This is a genomic window from Azospirillum sp. VT-I1, from assembly GCF_055698305.1.
The window spans coordinates 2,486,781-2,503,890 of sequence record NZ_CP168800.1 but is presented as its reverse complement, the minus strand read 5'-3'; the positions used below and the strand labels follow the sequence as shown (position 1 = coordinate 2,503,890).

General features: G+C 67.7%; 20 protein-coding genes. 4 read left to right on the top strand and 16 right to left on the bottom strand.

Annotated elements, in window-relative coordinates; translation table 11 throughout:
• Positions 1-46: 46 nt before the first annotated feature.
• Complete coding sequence (locus AB8P05_RS12055; protein ID WP_472759341.1) at positions 47-1,027, top strand: tripartite tricarboxylate transporter substrate binding protein; 981 nt, start codon at positions 47-49, stop codon at positions 1,025-1,027.
• A gap of 41 nt (positions 1,028-1,068) precedes the next feature.
• Here AB8P05_RS12055 and queC read toward each other — a convergent pair whose 3' ends face one another.
• The 6 genes from queC to AB8P05_RS12025 form a co-directional block, all read right to left on the bottom strand.
• Positions 1,069-1,809 (bottom strand): 7-cyano-7-deazaguanine synthase QueC, encoded by a 741-nt coding sequence (gene queC / locus AB8P05_RS12050; RefSeq protein WP_455171008.1) that lies wholly within the window; start codon positions 1,807-1,809, stop codon positions 1,069-1,071.
• Between the two features lie 123 nt (positions 1,810-1,932).
• Entirely contained in the window at positions 1,933-3,807 is a 1,875-nt protein-coding gene (locus tag AB8P05_RS12045) for a PAS domain S-box protein (RefSeq protein ID WP_472758090.1), read from the bottom strand.
• Between the two features lie 199 nt (positions 3,808-4,006).
• Complete coding sequence (locus tag AB8P05_RS12040) at positions 4,007-4,822, bottom strand: alpha/beta fold hydrolase (RefSeq protein ID WP_472758089.1); 816 nt, start codon at positions 4,820-4,822, stop codon at positions 4,007-4,009.
• Positions 4,823-4,832: 10 nt separating this feature from the next.
• Positions 4,833-6,158: an O-acetylhomoserine aminocarboxypropyltransferase gene (locus AB8P05_RS12035; protein ID WP_472758088.1), complete on the bottom strand. Its 1,326-nt coding sequence runs from the start codon at positions 6,156-6,158 to the stop codon at positions 4,833-4,835.
• 402 nt (positions 6,159-6,560) lie between these two features.
• Positions 6,561-7,697, bottom strand: coding sequence for a carboxylate-amine ligase (locus tag AB8P05_RS12030; protein WP_472758087.1), 1,137 nt, complete (start codon positions 7,695-7,697; stop codon positions 6,561-6,563).
• A 19-nt stretch (positions 7,698-7,716) separates the two neighbouring features.
• Positions 7,717-8,541 (bottom strand): N-formylglutamate amidohydrolase, encoded by an 825-nt coding sequence (locus AB8P05_RS12025; RefSeq protein WP_472758086.1) that lies wholly within the window; start codon positions 8,539-8,541, stop codon positions 7,717-7,719.
• 208 nt (positions 8,542-8,749) lie between these two features.
• On the opposite strand from AB8P05_RS12025, the gene AB8P05_RS12020 reads away from it, so the two are divergent.
• The 3 genes from AB8P05_RS12020 to AB8P05_RS12010 all read left to right on the top strand — a co-directional run bounded on the left by AB8P05_RS12020 (position 8,750) and on the right by AB8P05_RS12010 (position 11,438).
• The gene (locus tag AB8P05_RS12020) at positions 8,750-9,457 is read left to right on the top strand and encodes an MBT domain-containing protein (protein ID WP_472758085.1); all 708 of its coding nucleotides are present in this window, start codon (positions 8,750-8,752) and stop codon (positions 9,455-9,457) included.
• A 126-nt stretch (positions 9,458-9,583) separates the two neighbouring features.
• Complete coding sequence (locus AB8P05_RS12015) at positions 9,584-10,504, top strand: DMT family transporter (protein WP_472758084.1); 921 nt, start codon at positions 9,584-9,586, stop codon at positions 10,502-10,504.
• Between the two features lie 154 nt (positions 10,505-10,658).
• Positions 10,659-11,438 carry a FadR/GntR family transcriptional regulator gene (locus AB8P05_RS12010; protein ID WP_472758083.1) on the top strand — a complete coding sequence of 260 codons (780 nt, stop codon included), beginning with the start codon at positions 10,659-10,661 and terminating at the stop codon, positions 11,436-11,438.
• Between the two features lie 93 nt (positions 11,439-11,531).
• Here the strand turns inward: AB8P05_RS12010 and AB8P05_RS12005 are convergent, their stop codons facing one another.
• The 10 genes from AB8P05_RS12005 to rplE form a co-directional block, all read right to left on the bottom strand.
• A complete protein-coding gene (locus AB8P05_RS12005) occupies positions 11,532-12,179 on the bottom strand; it encodes an adenylate kinase (protein WP_014246906.1) in 648 nt (215 codons plus the stop codon).
• Positions 12,179-13,519: a preprotein translocase subunit SecY gene (gene secY, locus AB8P05_RS12000; protein ID WP_455170998.1), complete on the bottom strand. Its 1,341-nt coding sequence runs from the start codon at positions 13,517-13,519 to the stop codon at positions 12,179-12,181. The genes AB8P05_RS12005 and secY overlap by 1 nt, the downstream gene beginning before the upstream one ends.
• 123 nt (positions 13,520-13,642) lie before the next feature.
• Positions 13,643-14,128, bottom strand: coding sequence for a 50S ribosomal protein L15 (gene rplO / locus AB8P05_RS11995; protein WP_455170997.1), 486 nt, complete (start codon positions 14,126-14,128; stop codon positions 13,643-13,645).
• A 4-nt stretch (positions 14,129-14,132) separates the two neighbouring features.
• Positions 14,133-14,324, bottom strand: coding sequence for a 50S ribosomal protein L30 (gene rpmD / locus AB8P05_RS11990; protein ID WP_014246903.1), 192 nt, complete (start codon positions 14,322-14,324; stop codon positions 14,133-14,135).
• Between the two features lie 2 nt (positions 14,325-14,326).
• Entirely contained in the window at positions 14,327-14,902 is a 576-nt protein-coding gene (rpsE, locus tag AB8P05_RS11985; protein WP_455170995.1) for a 30S ribosomal protein S5, read from the bottom strand.
• Positions 14,903-14,914: 12 nt separating this feature from the next.
• Positions 14,915-15,277, bottom strand: a complete 363-nt coding sequence (gene rplR, locus AB8P05_RS11980) for a 50S ribosomal protein L18 (RefSeq protein WP_063633870.1) — start codon at positions 15,275-15,277, stop codon at positions 14,915-14,917.
• Between the two features lie 5 nt (positions 15,278-15,282).
• Complete coding sequence (rplF, locus tag AB8P05_RS11975) at positions 15,283-15,816, bottom strand: 50S ribosomal protein L6 (RefSeq protein ID WP_149225497.1); 534 nt, start codon at positions 15,814-15,816, stop codon at positions 15,283-15,285.
• Between the two features lie 13 nt (positions 15,817-15,829).
• Entirely contained in the window at positions 15,830-16,228 is a 399-nt protein-coding gene (gene rpsH, locus AB8P05_RS11970; RefSeq protein ID WP_042694090.1) for a 30S ribosomal protein S8, read from the bottom strand.
• Between the two features lie 13 nt (positions 16,229-16,241).
• Entirely contained in the window at positions 16,242-16,547 is a 306-nt protein-coding gene (gene rpsN / locus AB8P05_RS11965; RefSeq protein WP_012973218.1) for a 30S ribosomal protein S14, read from the bottom strand.
• A gap of 15 nt (positions 16,548-16,562) precedes the next feature.
• Positions 16,563-17,105, bottom strand: a complete 543-nt coding sequence (rplE, locus tag AB8P05_RS11960; RefSeq protein WP_012973217.1) for a 50S ribosomal protein L5 — start codon at positions 17,103-17,105, stop codon at positions 16,563-16,565.
• Positions 17,106-17,110 lie beyond the last annotated feature (5 nt).

Here is a 17,110-nt window from a genome sequence, read left to right as displayed (position 1 = left end):
AAGGATCGGACATAGAACGATGACAGCAGCCATTCTCCCCCTGCGCATGGCCGGCGGCCGTGCGGCGTCCTTCCTGGTTGCAGCCTTGGCTGCCCTGATGCTTTGGCTGGCGGGTTCCCCCGCGGCGGTGCAGGCCGCATATCCCGAGAAGCCGATCACCATGATCGTCGCCTATGGCGCCGGCGGCTCCACCGACGTCACGGCGCGGATGCTGGCGCCCTATATCGAGCGCTATCTGGGCGGCGGGCGCATCGTCGTCATGAACCGGCCGGGCGCCGGCGGCGAGATCGGCTTCGCCGCCATCGCCGACGCCGCCCCCGACGGCTATACCATCGGCTTCATCAACACGCCCAACCTGATCACCATCCCGATCGAGCGGCCGGCCCGCTATGGGCTGGACCGGCTGGACCCGCTGGTGAACATCGTCGACGATCCCGGCGTGATGACCGTCCGCGCCGACAGCCCGTTCCGGTCGGTCGCCGACGTGGTGGAGTTCGCGAAGGGCAATCCGGGCACGCTCACCGTCGGATCCACCGGCATCGGCTCCGACGACCATCTCGCCATGCTGGTCCTGGAACGGCAGGCCGGGGTGAAGATGACCCATGTGCCGTTCGCCGGCAGCGCCGAGAACTACCGCGCCATGCTGGGCTCCCACATCAGGATCTGCGACCAGAACCTTGGCGAGGGGCTGCGCGGGATTGCCGGCGGCGATCCCGTGCGCATGCTGGGGGTGATGAGCCGGGCGCGCTGGGACATGGCGCCGGACCTGCCGACCTTCCGCGAGCAGGGCTATGCCATCGACATGGTGTCCATGCGCGGCATCGGCGCCCCGAAGGGCCTGCCGCCCGACATCCGCCGCACCCTGGTCGAGGCGATCACCAAGGCCGCAATGGATCCGGAATTCCAGGCCAAGGCGCGCGAGACCTTCCAGCCCCTGCGCATCCTCGGCCCCGATGCCTTCGCCACCGAGCTGAAGCAGCTGGACGGCGAATTCCGCACCCTGTGGACCGAAATGCCCTGGAAGTAATGACGAAGAAAATCCGGCCGCTTACGGAACGATCTTCTCCGTTACGATGCCGTTCCGGTGTCGTAACGGATCGGGTCGCTCAACCCGGCTTCGGCAAATCCCTTCAGCCGCAGCAGGCAGCTGTCGCAGGCGCCACAGGACAGCCCTTCCGGCGTCGGATCGTAGCAGGAGTGGGTGAGGCCGTAGTCCACCCCAAGCTCCAGCCCGCGGCGGACGATCCCGGCCTTGTCCAGCGTCATCAGCGGCGCGTGGATCCTGAACCGGCTGGTGCCCTCCACCCCGGCCCTGGTGGCGAGGTTGGCCAGCGTTTCGAAGGCCGCGATGTATTCCGGGCGGCAGTCGGGATAGCCGGAGTAATCCAGCGCGTTGACGCCGATGAACAGGTCTGACGCTCCCAGCGTTTCCGCCCAGGCCAGCGCGAAGGACAGGAAGACGGTGTTGCGCGCCGGCACATAGGTGACGGGAATGCCCTGGCCCAGATCGGCCTGCAGATCGGCGGCGCTGCCGTGCTTGGGCACGTCGATGCTGTCGGTGAGGGCTGAGCCGCCGAAGGCGCGCAGATCGATGTCGGCGATCACATGCCGCTCCACCCCCATCGCCGCGACCACGCGCTTTGCCGCCTCCAACTCCACCGAATGGCGCTGGCCGTAGCGGAAGCTGAGCGCGTTGACGCGATAGCCCTCGGCCTTGGCGATGGCGAGCACCGTCGTCGAATCGAGACCGCCGCTGACCAGCACCACGGCGTCCTTCGGCACACCCATCGTCTTGTCCGGACCCGCCATCGCACACCCACCTTCACTAAGCCGCCCGTCGCCGCGGGCAAGGATGGCGACAGCTTTTGGCACATCCCGGCGCATCGGGCCAGAAAAGGCGTCAGGATATGGGGCGCCCGGGTCGCCTCCCGCTCACATCATGGCCGCCAGCATGTCCTCGATGGTCATGACGCGTGAGGGCGGCAGCCGGACGGTCGCGGTGCAGCCCCGTCCTGGCGCGCTGTCCAGCGCCAAGGTGCCGCCATGAGCCTCCACCAGACGGACGGCGAGCGGCAGGCCGAGCCCAAGCCCCTCATAGCGGCGGGTGACGGTCTGGTCGATCTGGGCGAAGGGGGTCAGGGCGGTCGCGATATCCTCCGCCTGCATGCCGATGCCGCGGTCGCGCACCGCCATCTCCACCCAGCCGTCGGCGGCGGGCGCCATGGCCAGGGTGACGGTGCCCTGCGGATGGCTGAACTTGATGGCGTTGGACAGCAGATTGCCCAGCGCCTGGCGCAGGCGCCGCGCGTCGCCCCGCACCGGCGGCAGATCGCCGTCGGCCGCAACCTCCACCGTCACCCCCTGGCGCGAGGCCTGGAACTCCAGGTCCGCGACCACCTGGGCGGCAAGCGCCGAGAGGTCGACCGGTTCCTCGGCCAGCGACAGGCCGCCGGCCTCGACCTGCGCCATGTCGAGGATATCGTCGATGATGGCCAACAGCCGTTCGCCGGCCTGCCGGATGGCGACGACGCAGTCGCGCTGGCGCTCCTGCCCCTGCCCCTGCCCCTCCGCCGGCTGCGCGTCCGTTCGCGCCTCCAGCACTTGGGAGAAGCCGATCACCGCGTTCAGCGGGGTGCGCAGCTCATGGCTCATGCTGGCGATGAAGGTCGACTTGGCGCGGTCGGCCGCCTCCGCCGCCTCCTTGGCGGCCCGCAGCTCGGCTTCCGCCCGGCGTCGTTCGGTCACGTCGCGCAGGATGGCGGTATAGATCCGCCGCCCCTCCACCTCGCTCGCGCTGACCGACAGTTCCACCGGGAATCGGGTGCCGTCGGCGCGCTCCGCCTCGGCGGCGCGGTCGCGGGCGACCAGGGCCGTGGTCTGTCCGGGGGCGAATTCCAGCCGGACGCCGCCCTCCTCCCGCAGATGGGCCAGCGGAATCAGCCGGTCGAGCGGACGCCACAGCAGATCGCCGGCCACCACGCCGAACATCGCCTCCGCCGCGCGGTTGAAGCCGAGCAGGATGCCGGCCTCGTCGACGGTGAGGATGGCTTCGGCGACCGTGTCGAGGATGGCTTCGTTGCGCGCCTCCGACAGGCGCAGGGCGTTGGCGGTGTGCAGATATTCGCTGACGTCGGTGATGGTGGCGACAGTGCCGCCTTCCTCCATCCTGATGCGCTGGCACAGCACCCGGCGGTCGGTGCCCGCCCCCTGCGGATCGCGGAAGCGGAAATCGGTCAGCTGGGGCTCCCCGCCCGGCTCGATCCGCCAGTCCGCCTCCACCCGCGCCCGGTCGTCGGGATGGACGGCACCGAGCCAGCCGTCGCCGAGCAGCCGATCGGGCTCCAGCCCGGTGATGGCCGCAAGGCGGGCGTTGGCGAAGACCACCTGACCGGTCGCGTCGGCCTGCAGGATGCCGACCGGCACCGCATCCGCCAGGGTGCGGTAGCGCGCTTCGCTGGCGCGCAGCCGTTCCGACAGGGCGATGACGTCGCTGACGTCGCGGACGGTCAGGAGCAGCCCGCTGATCGCGGGATTCGCAAGTTCGTTGCGGACCGTCGCCTCCAGCCAGTGCCAGCCGCCGTCGGCATGGCGGAAGCGGAAGACGGCACGGCCGCTGCTGCCCGCGGGCGCGGCAGCGCGAATCAGAAGCCGCCGCTGCGCCTCCTCTAAATCCTCCGGGTGGATGTGCCGGTCCAGAGTGGCGCCGGTGAGCGACCCGGGCGGGTGGCCCAGCAGGTCAACCATCGCCTCGGCGATGCTGAGAACCCGGCCGTCCACCGACAGCACCGCAACCGCTCCGTCCGACACGCGGCACGGGGGCCCGACCGACGGCTCTCCTGACTGCAAGATGACGCCTCCGAACCGGCAATGAATGGTTGGACCGGTTTGCCGACCGTTCGCATCGGTGCGGCAACCCGGCCCCGCCGGTCAGAGTAGGCAGCAGATTATTAACAGGGTATGTCAGAAAAACTCGGGTCGCGCCCCGATGGTTTCGACGCTGAAACCGTCATCCCCGTCGCAAGGACAGGAAAGAGGTCAGCGCGTCCAGAACGGCGTCGGGGGACTCGGTCATCACCATATGCCCGGTCTGGGACAGGACGACGACCTGCGAAGACTTGACTCGCGCCGCCAGTGCGCGTCCTGCCTTGGCCGGAGTCATCTTGTCCAGCGCGCCCAGCAGGAACAGGACAGGACAGGCAACCGCGGCGGCGGCATCCGCCCCCTGCCCGTATTCATTGCAGGCGGCGAGATCGACCCCCAGCACGCCCGGCCGGACCGACGCCATCAGCCGGCGCCCGCCGGGGATCAGAGCTAGGCCCGGCGTCGGGCAGCTGCCACCCTGGGCGCCGCCATGGCCACGCGGCCCATGGCCCCATCCGACAACCATCTCGATGGCCGACTGCTCGCCGGCATGGGCGGCAGCCAGCAGGTCCGGGTGAACCGGCATCCGTTCCGCCACGCCCAGCAGGGCGACGGCCTCGACCCGCGCGCCATGGCGGGCGGCGGCGTCCAACGCCACCAGCGCACCCATGGAATGGCCGACCAGCGCCGCCCGCTCCAGGCCGGCGGCGTCCAGTAGAGCTATCACCCAGTCGGCGATGGCGGCGATGCTGCCCAACGGCTCCCCGCCGGAGCGGCCATGGCCCGGCAGGTCCACCGCCAGCACCGAGCGGCCATGGTGGGCGAGGTAGCGGCTTTGCAGGCTCCACACGCTGTGGTCCATGCCGGCGCCGTGGATCAGGACGATTGCGGGACGGGCGGGATCGATCTCCCGGCCGCCGGTGTGGACGAAGACGGGTGTTCCGTTGACGGTCAGCTGCATGGCGCGGCCCTCAGCCCTTGGTGGCGGCGCGCAGCGCCTGCTTCAGGTCGTCGATCAGGTCTTCGCAATCCTCAAGCCCGATGGACAGGCGGATCATGTCCTCCCCCACCCCGGCAGCGGCGAGCGCCTCCGCATCCAGCTGGGCGTGGGTGGTGCTGGCGGGATGGATGACCAGCGACTTGGCGTCGCCGACATTGGCGAGGTGCGAGAACAGGGTCAGCGACTCGATGAAGCGGCGTCCCGCCTCGCGGCTGCCGCCCTCCCCACTCCCGCGGATGCCGAAGGAGATGATGGACCCGGCGCCGTGCGGCAGCAACCGGGAGGCCAAAGCATGGTCGGGATGGTCCACCAGTTCCGGGTAGGAGACCCAGGCGACGGCGCCCTTTTCCGCATTCAGCTCCCCTTCCAGGAAGCAGACCACCTTGCGGGCGTTGTGGATGTGGCACTTCATCCGCAGCGGCAGCGTTTCCACCCCCTGCAGGATCTGGAAGGCGTTCATCGGGCTCATGCAGGCGCCGAAATCGCGCAGGCCCTCGGCCCGGGCGCGGGCGATGAAGGCGGCCGGGCCGTATTCCTCGGCGAAATCGATGCCGTGATAACCGGCATAGGGCTCGGTCAGGGTCGGGAACTTGCCCGAGGCTTCCCAATCGAACCGGCCGCCGTCGATCACCACACCGCCGATGGCGGTGCCGTGGCCGCTCAGCCACTTGGTGCAGGAATGCATGATGATGTCGGCGCCATGCTCGAACGGACGGCAGAGATAGGGGGTGGTGAAGGTCGAATCGATCATCAGCGGGATGCCCGCCTCGTGCGCGATGGCCGCGACCTTCGGCACGTCCAGCACCTCCAGCCCCGGATTGCCCAGCACCTCGCCGAAGACCAGCCGGGTTTCCGGCCGGATCGCCGCGCGGATGTCGTCGAGGTCGCGCGGATGGACGAAGGTCGTGGTGATGCCGAATCGCGGCAGCGTGTAGGCCAGCAGGTTGCGGCTGCCGCCATAGATGGAGGAGGAGGCGACGATGTGCCCGCCCGCCCCCATTAGCGTCATGATCGCCAGGGTCATGGCGGCCTGTCCGCTGGCGGTGCAGACGGCGCCCACCCCGCCCTCCAGCGTCGCCAGCCTTTCTTCCAGGACCGCGACGGTGGGGTTGGAGATGCGCGAATAGATGTGGCCCGGCCGTTCAAGGTTGAACAGGGCCGCCGCCTGATCGACGTCGCTGAAGACGTAGGAAGAGGTCAGGTGGATCGGAACCGCCCGCGCCCCGGTTGCCGGATCGGGCCGCTGCCCCGCATGAAGAGTCTGCGTATCGAACTTCAGGAACTTGGCGCCCGCCATGCCCCTCCCTCCCCTCGGATTGGAAAGAGGGCCGCTTATGGTCGAGCGGCCCTCTCTGCTTGTCAGTTATTTATTTGCCAGCCCTGTTCAACCCGCATTCCAGCGGCATCGAATGTGCGGAAGCGTATGGAGACATGACGCGCGCGTCAAGGTGGTTGGAGAGACGGAGCGTCGGGGGAGGCTTCCCGAGTCAGGGGAAGGAATGCGACGCCCGCAAGATCGACACGGATTTCACGGATTGAAGCATGGATTTCACGAATGTGGCGTGGCAAAGCGACCGCTTTCCGAAGAGGCAGCACCATCGCGAAGTTCACGAAAAACCGTGTAATCCGTGTTCGAATCCGTGAAATCCGTGTTCACCTTACCCACCCGGGCACGACGCTCCCTGGTGGGCGAACGCCCTTACGACGCCACCCCCACCATCGTCTCCTCCACCAGCCAATCCACCACCCGGCGCAGCGCCTCGTCCTCGCCGGCACCTGCAGCGAGCGCCTCCTGGTAGATCGCGATCTGGCGGTGGGCGCTGGTGCCGCGGGCCACGATCTCGCGCGCCCGCTCGACCTCGGCGGTGCAGCCGAAATGCTCGGCATCTTCGCGGGTCAGGTCGATGATCTCGTCCAGCAGGTCGGCGTAGGGCACGATACGGCCCTGGCCGAAATCGACCAGCCCGCTGTCCAGACCATAGCGCTGGGCGCGCCAGCGGTTCTCCTCGATCAGCAGGTTCTTGTAGGGCCTCCAGGTGACGTTGCGCAGCTTCAGCCGCCACAGCATGCGCAGCAGGCAGCGGTACAGCGCCGCCACCGTGACCGCATCGTCCAACCGGGTGCAGATGTCGGTGATGCGCATTTCCAGCGTGGGAAAGCGCGAGGACGGCCGGATGTCCCACCACAGCTTGCTGGCATCCTCGATCACCCCGGCATTGACCAGCACCGCGACATGGCTCTGATACTCGCCATAGCTCTGGAAGCCGGCGGGCATGCCGGTGCGCGGCAGTTCGTGCCACACGCTGAGCCGGTAGGACCGGCGCTCCATGTCGCGCCCGCGCCAGAAGGGCGAGGAGGTCGACAGAGCCAGCAGATGCGGCAGGAAGTAGCGGACCTGGTTCATCAGGTCGATGCGCAGGTCGTCGTCCTCGATCCCGATATGGACATGCATGCCGCAGATCATCAGCCGCCGTGCCGGCGCGCCCAGATCGCGGGCCAGCATGTTGTAGCGGTCGCGATTGGTGTGCTTCTGCGGTTCCCACGCCGCGAAGGGATGGGTGGAGGCGGCGATCGGCGCCAGCCCGTAGCGGCCGGCCACTCCGGCCACCGTGGCCCGCAAGGCCGCCAGTTCGTCCCGCGCCTCCGCCAGCGTCTTGCAGACCGGCGTGCCGACCTCGATCTGGCAGCGCAGGAATTCCGGATGGATACGGCCGGGCGCCTGCTCCTGACAGGCCTCCAGCATCTCCTCCGGCGGGCTCTGCACGATGTCGCGCGTTCCGCGGTCCACCAGCAGATATTCTTCTTCCAGGCCCATGGTGAAGGACGGTTCGGTCACGGCGGCTTCCATCTCGTGTTCAGGCCCGCGGATAATGGTGGATGGTCGCCAGCGACGGCAGGTCCAGCAGCGGTTCCAGCGCGTCGCCGATCACCTGCGCCCACAGATCGGCACCCTCCGGCGTCGCGATCAGGTCCTGCCGCACCTCCAGCAGGACGTTGGGATAGCCGGCGGGTGTCGCGTGGGTTTCCACCGTGCCGCCCAGCGTGCCGCGGCCGGAATAGGGCTGGTTGTCGCCGACGCACCAGCGCCCGTCGGCCTCCAGCGCCTCGATCAGCGGCACCGGCAGGCGCGGGTCGTTGTCCCACAGCACGCCGATGTGCCAGGGACGCGCCACCCCGCGCATGGTCGGCGTGAAGCTGTGGACCGACACCATCACCGGCACCTGTCCGCGTTCGCGGATGGCAGACAGCGCCGCCGCCACCGCCGCATGGTAGGGATGGAACAGCGCCTCCACCCGCCGGGCCTGCTCCCCGGCATCCAGCGCGCGGTTGCCGGGGATCACCACATCGTCGCTGACCACCGGGATCGCGGTCGGATCCTCCAGCGCGCGATTCGGGTCGATCACCAGCCGGGAGAAGCCGGACAGCACCGCCGTGGCGCCGAAGCGCCCGGCCAGCCGCCGAGTCACCTCGGCAGCGCCGATGTCATAGGCGATGTGGCGGCAGAGCTGCTCTTCCGGCAGGCCGAGGTCGCCCAGCGCCTTGGGGATCACGCGCGACGCGTGGTCGCACACCAGCAGCAGCGGCCCGCCCGCATCCTGGTTCAGCGTGGTCGCCGGCGGCGGATCGTCGGGCCCCAGCAGCGGAGCGGCGATTCGCGGCGCGGGCGCCGGCGCGGTCACCGGCTGCCGGTGTTCGGGCGGCCCGTCCTGGGAATGGCCAGGGGAGTAGCCGGGTGAGTGCGGGGAGTCTTGCGGGGTCGAGGCAACCATATGCCACCCTAACGCAACCGCCACGCCGGGCGGAAGCGCGGCCGATGGTGGTAGCCCGATCGGCAAGCTGCTACCCTCCCCATCCCTCTCCGCGCGAACCCACCGGAAGACGTCCCGCATGCTTCGCCTGCTCACCCTCTGCCTTGCCGTGATGGCGCTGCTCAGCGCCTGCGGTCCCGTTTATGAGACGCAGTACAGCCTGATCCCGCCCACCTCGGCGGAAGGTCGGCTGTGCGTCAACCAGTGCCAGCAGAACCGCAATTTCTGCCGCCAGAACTGCGGCCTGAACCAGCAGGCCTGCGTGAACGAGGCACGGTCGCGCGCACTCTACGAGTATCAGGCCTACGTCAACCGGCAGCAGGCGGAGAAGAAGCCGATCAAGAAGTCGGTCAGCGATTTCGACCGCTCCTATTCCTGCGGCAACAGCAGCTGCGAGGCCCGGTGCGAGGCCGATTACCGCGACTGTTTCGGCGGCAGCTGCGGCGGCCAGGTGATCGCCAGGACCGTGTGCACCGCCTTCTGCGACCAGGAAAAGCCCAAGCCGGCCCCGGCCGCGGCGCCGATGCTGAGCCCGATGCCGCCGGGCGCCGCCCAATCGCCGATCCAGTCGCCGGTTCAATCCCCGGCGGCGTCCGCAGGCGGCTATCCGGCCGGCGCCTCGCTGTGCCAGCCCGGCATGCGGGTGGAGGTGGAGTGGAAGGGGGACTGGTATCCCGCCACGGTGAAGGACAAGCCGCGCAAGGACGGTCGCTGCCCGATCCACTATGACGATTTCGGGTCCGAGGACGACGAATCGGTGTCGCTGCGCCGCATCCGCCCGCGCTGACGCTGACGCTGACGCTCTGGGGCGCTGCACCGGGCCGACACCGTAAAGGGGAAACCAGGACGCGCACGGCAGCCATGACGCGCGTCCTGCTGGCCCGCCGAACTATCGGCGGATATAAGCGTGCCCATGTCAGACGCCAGTGCCATCCCCGTCGACCATGCATCCCGGACGCAGCGCATCGCCCTGATCGCCTTGCTGCTGGGCGCGCTGGGCATCGCCTTCGCCCCGATCTTCGTCCGGCTGTCCGATGTCGGGCCGGTCGCCATCGGCTTCTGGCGCATGGCGCTGGCGACCCCGGTTCTGGCTCTGTGGATGATGAGCGAGTCGCGGCAGCGCACCGCCGGCCGCACCAGCCGGCGCCCCTCCTCGCTCGCCGATTACGGACGGCTGTCGCTGGCCGGGCTCTGCTTTGCCGGCGACCTCGCGGTCTGGCACACCTCGATCCGTTACACCTCCGTCGCCAACGCCACGCTGCTGGCGAATTTCGCGCCGCTGTTCGTGGCACCGGTGGCGTGGTTCCTGTTCAAGGAGCGGATCACCGGGCGCTTCGTCCTGGGCATGCTGCTGGCGCTGGCCGGCGCCGTCGTGCTGATGGGGCAGAGCTTCCAGCTCAGCACAGACCATCTGTTCGGCGACGCGCTGGGACTGCTGACCGCCGTCTTCTATGCCGGCTACATCCTGTCGGTCGGACATCTGCGTGCGGAGTTCTCCACCGCCACCATCATGACCTGGAGCGGCGTCATCACCGCCGCCGTGCTGCTGCCGCTGGGCCTCTATGACGGCGAGACGATGCTGCCGGCAAGCGCGGCCGGGTGGCTGGTGCTGGCCGGGCTGGCGCTGTTCAGCCATGCCGGCGGGCAGAGCCTGATCGCCTATGCCCTGGCCCATCTGCCGGCCTCCTTCTCGTCCGTCAGCCTGCTGCTGCAGCCGGCCGCCGCCGCGATCCTCGCCTGGCTCCTGCTGGACGAACCGCTGGGCACGCTGCAGGCGGTGGGCGCCGCGGTGATCCTGATGGGCATCCTGCTGGCCCGGCGCGGAAGCCGCTGACATCCAACGGGCCGGCCCGACGGCCGAGCCTGTATTTCCATCCCGCGGGCAAGGCGCCGCAGGCCGTCTGTCGGCCATTGACCCGGCCCGCCTGGACCGCTACCGGTATTACCAACCGCCGTTGAACCGCTTTCCGACCAAAGGGGAAACACAAGTGCCCGGCACCGACGACAGCGCTCACGTCCCCTCCTCCTCGCAGCGCATTTCGGAGTGGGTGGCTCAACAGCTTCTCGACCGCATCGCGCGCGGCGAGCTGGTGCCGGGGGAGCGGCTGCCGGGCGAACGCCAACTCGCCGAGCAGCTGCATGTCAGCCGCGTTTCTGTGCGGGCCGCGCTGCAGAAGCTGAAGACCCAGGGCTTCCTCACCGCCGTCCAGGGCGGCGGCACCCGCGTGGTGTCGTCGGCCGGGATGATGGACGGGGCGCTGACCGCCATGGTGCGCAGCACCCACCAGAACCTGTGCGACCTCGTGGAAATCCGCATGGCGCTGGAAAGCTGGGCCGCCCGCCGTGCCGCCGAACGGGCGACGCAGGAGCAGATCGACACCATCGGCCGCATCCTGGCGGCGATGAGCGAGACCAACCGCGACGGCGGCCGCGCCGCCGACGACATGGACTTCCACGTCGCGGTCGCCCAGGCGTCCGGCAGCCCGGTCTATCTGCACCTGCTCTCCACCATCCGCGACATCCTCGGCAACATGGTCGAGATGAAGCACACCGAGCCCTTCATGGAGAACCATGAGGCGCTGATGATCGAGCATCACCGCGCCATCCATCAGGCCATCGCCCGCCGCGACCCCGATGCCGCCGCGAACGCCGTCACCGCCCATCTCGGCTGGATCCTGGCCCGCTACCGCACCATGACGGAGGAGCCGGCCACCCCGGCGACGCCGCAGACCGATGCCCCGCCCTCGCCCGGCACGCCCGCTGCCTGATCGCGTCGCTCGACCGACCAGTACCAAAGAACGACAAAGGCCGCAGCCTCCCACCGGAGGCTGCGGCCTTTGTCATCGGACCCGATGCGACCCTCAGCTTGCGAGGACCGCCTCGATCTCCTTCGTCACCTCATCGATGTCGGCCATGCCGTCCACCGCCTTCAACACGCCGCGTCCCTGGTAATAGGGCAGGATCGGCGCGGTCTGCTGGTGGTACTGGGCGAGACGGGTGGTGACCGTCTCCGCATTGTCGTCGGCGCGCCGCTTGAACTCGGTGCTGCCGCAGACGTCGCACACGCCCTCGACCTTCGGCTTCTCGAAGCTGTCGTGATAGCCCTTGCCGCACTTGGCACAGGTGTAGCGGCCGGTGATCCGCTCCACCAGGACATCGTCGACGACCCGCATCTCGATCACATGGTCGAGCTTCAGGCCCTTCTCCTCCAGCATCTTGTCCAGAGCCTCGGCCTGGGCAACGGTGCGGGGGAAGCCATCGAGAATGAAGCCGTTCTTGACGTCGGGCTTGGAAATGCGCTCGGCGATCATGCTGACCATCAGCTCGTCCGGCATCAGCTTGCCGGCGGCCATGATCTCCTTCGCCTGCTGCCCGAGCGGTCCGCCTTCCGCCACCATGGCGCGGAGCATGTCGCCCGTGGACAACTGCACCAAGCCACGCGTGTCTTCCAGACGGCGCGCCTGGGTCCCCTTCCCGGCGCCCGGCGGACCGAGCAGTATGAGGTTCATTACTTTCTCCCCCGAAGCTTCGATTTCTTGATCAATCCCTCATACTGGTGAGCCAGCAGGTGGGAATGAATCTGCGCGACCGTGTCCATCGTGACGGTGACCACGATCAGCAGGCTGGTGCCGCCAAAATAAAACGGAACCGAGTGCTGGGATATCAGGATTTCGGGGAGGAGACAAACCGCCACAAGGTAGGCGGAGCCGATGACCGTCAGCCGGGTAAGCACATAGTCGATATGGTCGGCGGTGTTCTTGCCGGGACGGATGCCGGGGATGAAGCCGCCATACTTCCGCAGGTTCTCGGCCGTCTCCGCCGGATTGAAGACGATGGCCGTGTAGAAGAAGCAGAAGAACACGATCAGCGAGGCGTACAGCAGCATGTAGAGCGGCGTGCCGTGCGCGAGATAGCGCGACACCGCCTGCAGCCACTCCGGCCCCTCGCCGCCGGCGAAGCCGACCGCGGTCAGCGGCAGCAGCAGCAGCGACGACGCGAAGATCGGCGGGATGACGCCGGCCGTGTTCATCTTCAGCGGCAGGTGCGACGCTTCGCCGCCGAACACGCGGTTGCCGACCTGGCGCTTGGGGTATTGCACCAGCAGGCGTCGCTGGGCGCGCTCCATGAAGACGATGAAGAACACCACGCCGACCGCCATCACCAGCATCAGGATTATGAACAGCGTCGACAGGGCGCCCTGGCGGCCGAGTTCCAGCGTGTTGACCAGCGCGCGCGGCAGTTCCGCGACGATGCCGGCGAAGATGATCAGCGAGATGCCGTTGCCGATGCCGCGGGCGGTGATCTGCTCGCCCAGCCACATCAGGAACATGGTGCCGCCGACCAGCGTGATGACCGTGGCGACCCGGAAGAACAGCCCCGGATCGATGACCGCCGCCCCGCTGGAGCCGCGCATCGCCTCAAGGCCGACCGCAAGGCCGTAGGCCTGCACCGTGGCAAGCGCCACCGTGCCGAATCGGGTGTACTGGTTCAGCTTCTTGCGCCCGGCCTCGCCTTCTTTCTTCATGGCCTCCATCTGCGGCGACACGGCGGTCAGCAGCTGCACGATGATGGACGCCGAGATGTACGGCATGATGTTGAGCGCGAAGATGGTCATGCGGCTGAGCGCGCCGCCGGCCAGCATGTCGAACATGCCGAGGATGCCGCCGCCCTGCTGCTTGAAGACGTCGCTGAGGATCGTCGGATCAATGCCCGGCAGCGGGATGTAGGTGCCCAGCCGGTAGACGATCAGGGCCGCCAAGGTGAACCAAATCCGCTTTTTCAGCTCGGTCGCCTTGGAGAAAGCCCCGAAATTGATGTTGGCGGCAAGCTGCTCGGCCGCTGATGCCATGGTCCAATCCCTGTCCCGTAAGCGCGAACGGGGCGGCACTGCATGACGCAGGCCGCCCCTCGCGACTTCGCTTTTTGTAGTGCCACGAAAGCCCGCGCGCAAGCGCGGGCTTGTCGCAGAACTTTACTCGGCGGCTTCGGCGGCGGGAGCGGTCAGCGTGACGCTGCCACCCGCCTTCTCGACCGCCTCGATGGCCGACTTGGACGCGCCGGCGACCGTGAAGGAAACCTTCGCGGTCAGCTCGCCCTTGGCCAGCAGGCGGACACCGTCCTTCTTCACCTTGCCGGTGACGCCGGCGGCGTTGAGCGCCGCGGCATCGATGGTCTCGGAAGCATTCAGCTTGCCCAGGTCGATGGCCTTCTGGACCATGCCCAGGTTAACCACCGAATATTCCTTGGCGAAGATGTTCCGGAAACCGCGCTTCGGCAGGCGGCGGTGCAGAGGCATCTGCCCGCCTTCGAAGCCGTTGATCGCCACGCCGGTGCGCGAGGTCTGACCCTTCACGCCGCGGCCAGCGGTCTTGCCCTTGCCGGAACCGATACCGCGGCCGACGCGCATGCGCGCCTTGCGGGCACCGGCGTTGTCACGCAGGTCGTTAAGCTTGGTCATGATCTCAGCCCTCGTTCTCGACGCGGACCAGGTGCGCGACCTTGGCGATCATGCCCCGCACGGCCGGAGTGTCCTCCAGCTCGCGGGTCCGGTGCAGCTTGTTGAGACCCAGACCGACCAGCGTCTCGCGCTGGTCGTGCTTGCGGCCGATCGGGCTGCCGATCTGGGTCACGACGACGGTCTTCTTCTCCGCCATGATCAGGCCTCCTGTCCGGCGCCGGCCTCGCGACGGCCGAGGATGTCGCTCACGCGACGACCACGACGCGCCGCGACGGAACGCGGGCTGGTGACCTGGGTCAGGGCGTCGAAGGTCGCCTTGATCATGTTGTGCGGGTTCGACGTGCCGATCGACTTGGTCACGACGTCAGCGACGCCGAGAGCCTCGAAGATCGCGCGCATCGGACCACCGGCGATGATGCCGGTACCGGCCGGGGCGGCCCGCAGCACGACCTTGCCGGCACCGAAGTGGCCGTTGGTGTCGTGATGCAGCGTCCGGCCTTCGCGCAGCGGAACACGGATCATGCCGCGCTTGGCCTGATCGGTCGCCTTGCGGATCGCTTCCGGCACCTCACGGGCCTTGCCCGAACCGACGCCGACGCGGCCCTTGCCGTCGCCGACGACGACCAGAGCGGCGAAGCCGAAGCGACGACCACCCTTGACCACCTTGGCGACGCGGTTGATGCCGACGAGCTTTTCGATCAGCTCGCTCTCTTCCCGGTCCCGCTCGCGCGGCTGCCGGTCGCGGTTGTCCCGCTCCCCACGTTCACGTGCCATATCCGGGCCTCCTTAGAACGACAGCCCGCCCTCACGGGCGGCGTCGGCCAGGGCCTTGACCCGGCCATGGTAAATGTACCCACCGCGGTCGAAGACGACCTCGGTGATCCCAGCGGCCTTGGCGCGCTCGGCGATCAGGCCGCCGATGCGCTTGGCAGCATCGACGTTGCCGCCGTGCTTGAGCTGCTCGCGCAGCTCCTTCTCCAGCGACGAGGCAGACGCGAGCGTCTTGCCGTTTTCGTCGTCGATGATCTGGGCGTAGATGTGCAGATTCGACCGGAAGACCGAGAGGCGAACGCGCCCGCCGGCCTTCTTGGCAATCTGCGCGCGCACGCGCTGCTTGCGGCGCTCGTGGAGTTGCTTTGGCTTCAGCATGGCGGTTACTTCTTCTTACCTTCCTTGCGCAGGACGGTTTCGGTCTCGTACTTGATGCCCTTGCCCTTGTAGGGCTCCGGCTTCTTCCAACCGCGGATCTCGGCGGCAACCTGCCCGACCTTGTGCTTGTCATAGCCGCTGACCGAAATGGCCGTCGGCTTGTCGCACTTGATCGTGATGCCTTCCGGGATCGGGTACTTCACGTCGTGCGAGAAGCCGAGCTGCATGACCAGCTCCTTGCCCTGCACGGCCGCGCGGTAACCGACGCCGTTGATCTCGAGGTTGATCGTGTAGCCCTGGCTGACACCGGTGACCATGTTGTTGATCAGGGTGCGCGAGGTCGCCCACATGACGCGGGCGCGCTTGCTGTCGTTTGCCGGCTTCACCACCACCTTGCCGTCTTCCAGCGAGGCGGTGATGTCGTCGATCAGGGTCAGGCTGAGTTGCCCCAGCTTGCCCTTGGCCGTCACCTGCTGACCGTCGACCTTCACGTCGACGCCAGCCGGGACCGGCACGGGATGCTTGCCAATGCGCGACATCTGCCAATCCCCCTTAGAACACGCGGCAGAGGACTTCACCGCCGACGTTGGCGGCGCGGGCCTCGTTGTCCGACATCACGCCGCGCGGGGTCGACAGGATCGACAGACCAAGCCCGTTGTAGACACGGGGCAGGTCGGCGATCTTCGAGTAGACGCGACGGCCGGGCTTCGACACACGGGCGATCTGCTTAATGACAGGCTCGCCTTCGTGGTACTTCAGCTCGATCTTCAGGTTCTTGACGCCCGGACGCAGTTCTTCCTCGGACCAGCCGCGGATGAAGCCTTCACGCTTCAGAACTTCCAGGACGTTGACGCGCAGCTTAGACGCCGGGGAAACCACAACGGACATGCGGGCGTGCTGACCGTTGCGGATGCGGGTCAGCATATCGCCGAGCGGATCGCTCAAAGACATTCTCGGACCCTCCTTACCAGCTCGACTTCGTCATGCCCGGGATCTGGCCGGTGGAGGCCAGTTCGCGGAGCGTGACGCGGGACAGCTTGAACTTGCGATAGAACGCGCGCGGACGCCCGGTCATTTCGCAGCGGTTCCGGATGCGCACCTTCGAGGAGTTGCGCGGCAGTTCGGCCAGCTTGAGGCGGGCAGCGAATTGCTCTTCCGGCGGGAGGGTCTTGTCGTTCGCGATCGCCTTCAGGCGCGCACGCTTGTTGGCGTACTGCTTGGCCAGCTTGGCGCGACGCTTGTTCTTTTCGATGGCACTGGTCTTAGCCATGGTCGTGCTCCAGCCTCAGCTCACGAACGGCATGTCGAAGCCCTTCAGGAGAGCCTTGGCTTCCTGATCGGTCTTCGCCGAGGTGACGATGATGATGTCCATGCCGCGGATCTGATCGATCTTATCGTAATCGATCTCCGGGAAAATGATCTGCTCCTTGACGCCCATGGCGTAGTTGCCACGGCCGTCGAAGCTGTCACCCGGGATACCGCGGAAGTCACGGACGCGCGGCAACGCAATCGTCACCAGGCGATCCAGGAACTCGTACATGCGGTCGCGGCGCAGCGTGACCTTGCAGCCGATCGCCATGCCTTCGCGCAGCTTGAACTGGGCGATCGACTTGCGCGACTTGGTCACCACCGGCTTCTGACCGGTGATGGCGGCCATCTCGGCCACGGCGAGCTGGATCTTCTTGGAGTCGGCGACAGCCTCGCCGACACCCATGTTGACCACGATCTTCTCGATCCGCGGAACTTCCAGGTCGTTCTTGTAGCCGAATTCCGACTTCAGAGCGGCGCGGATCTTGGAATCGTAAACTTCTTTCAGACGTGCGGTCATGCCCG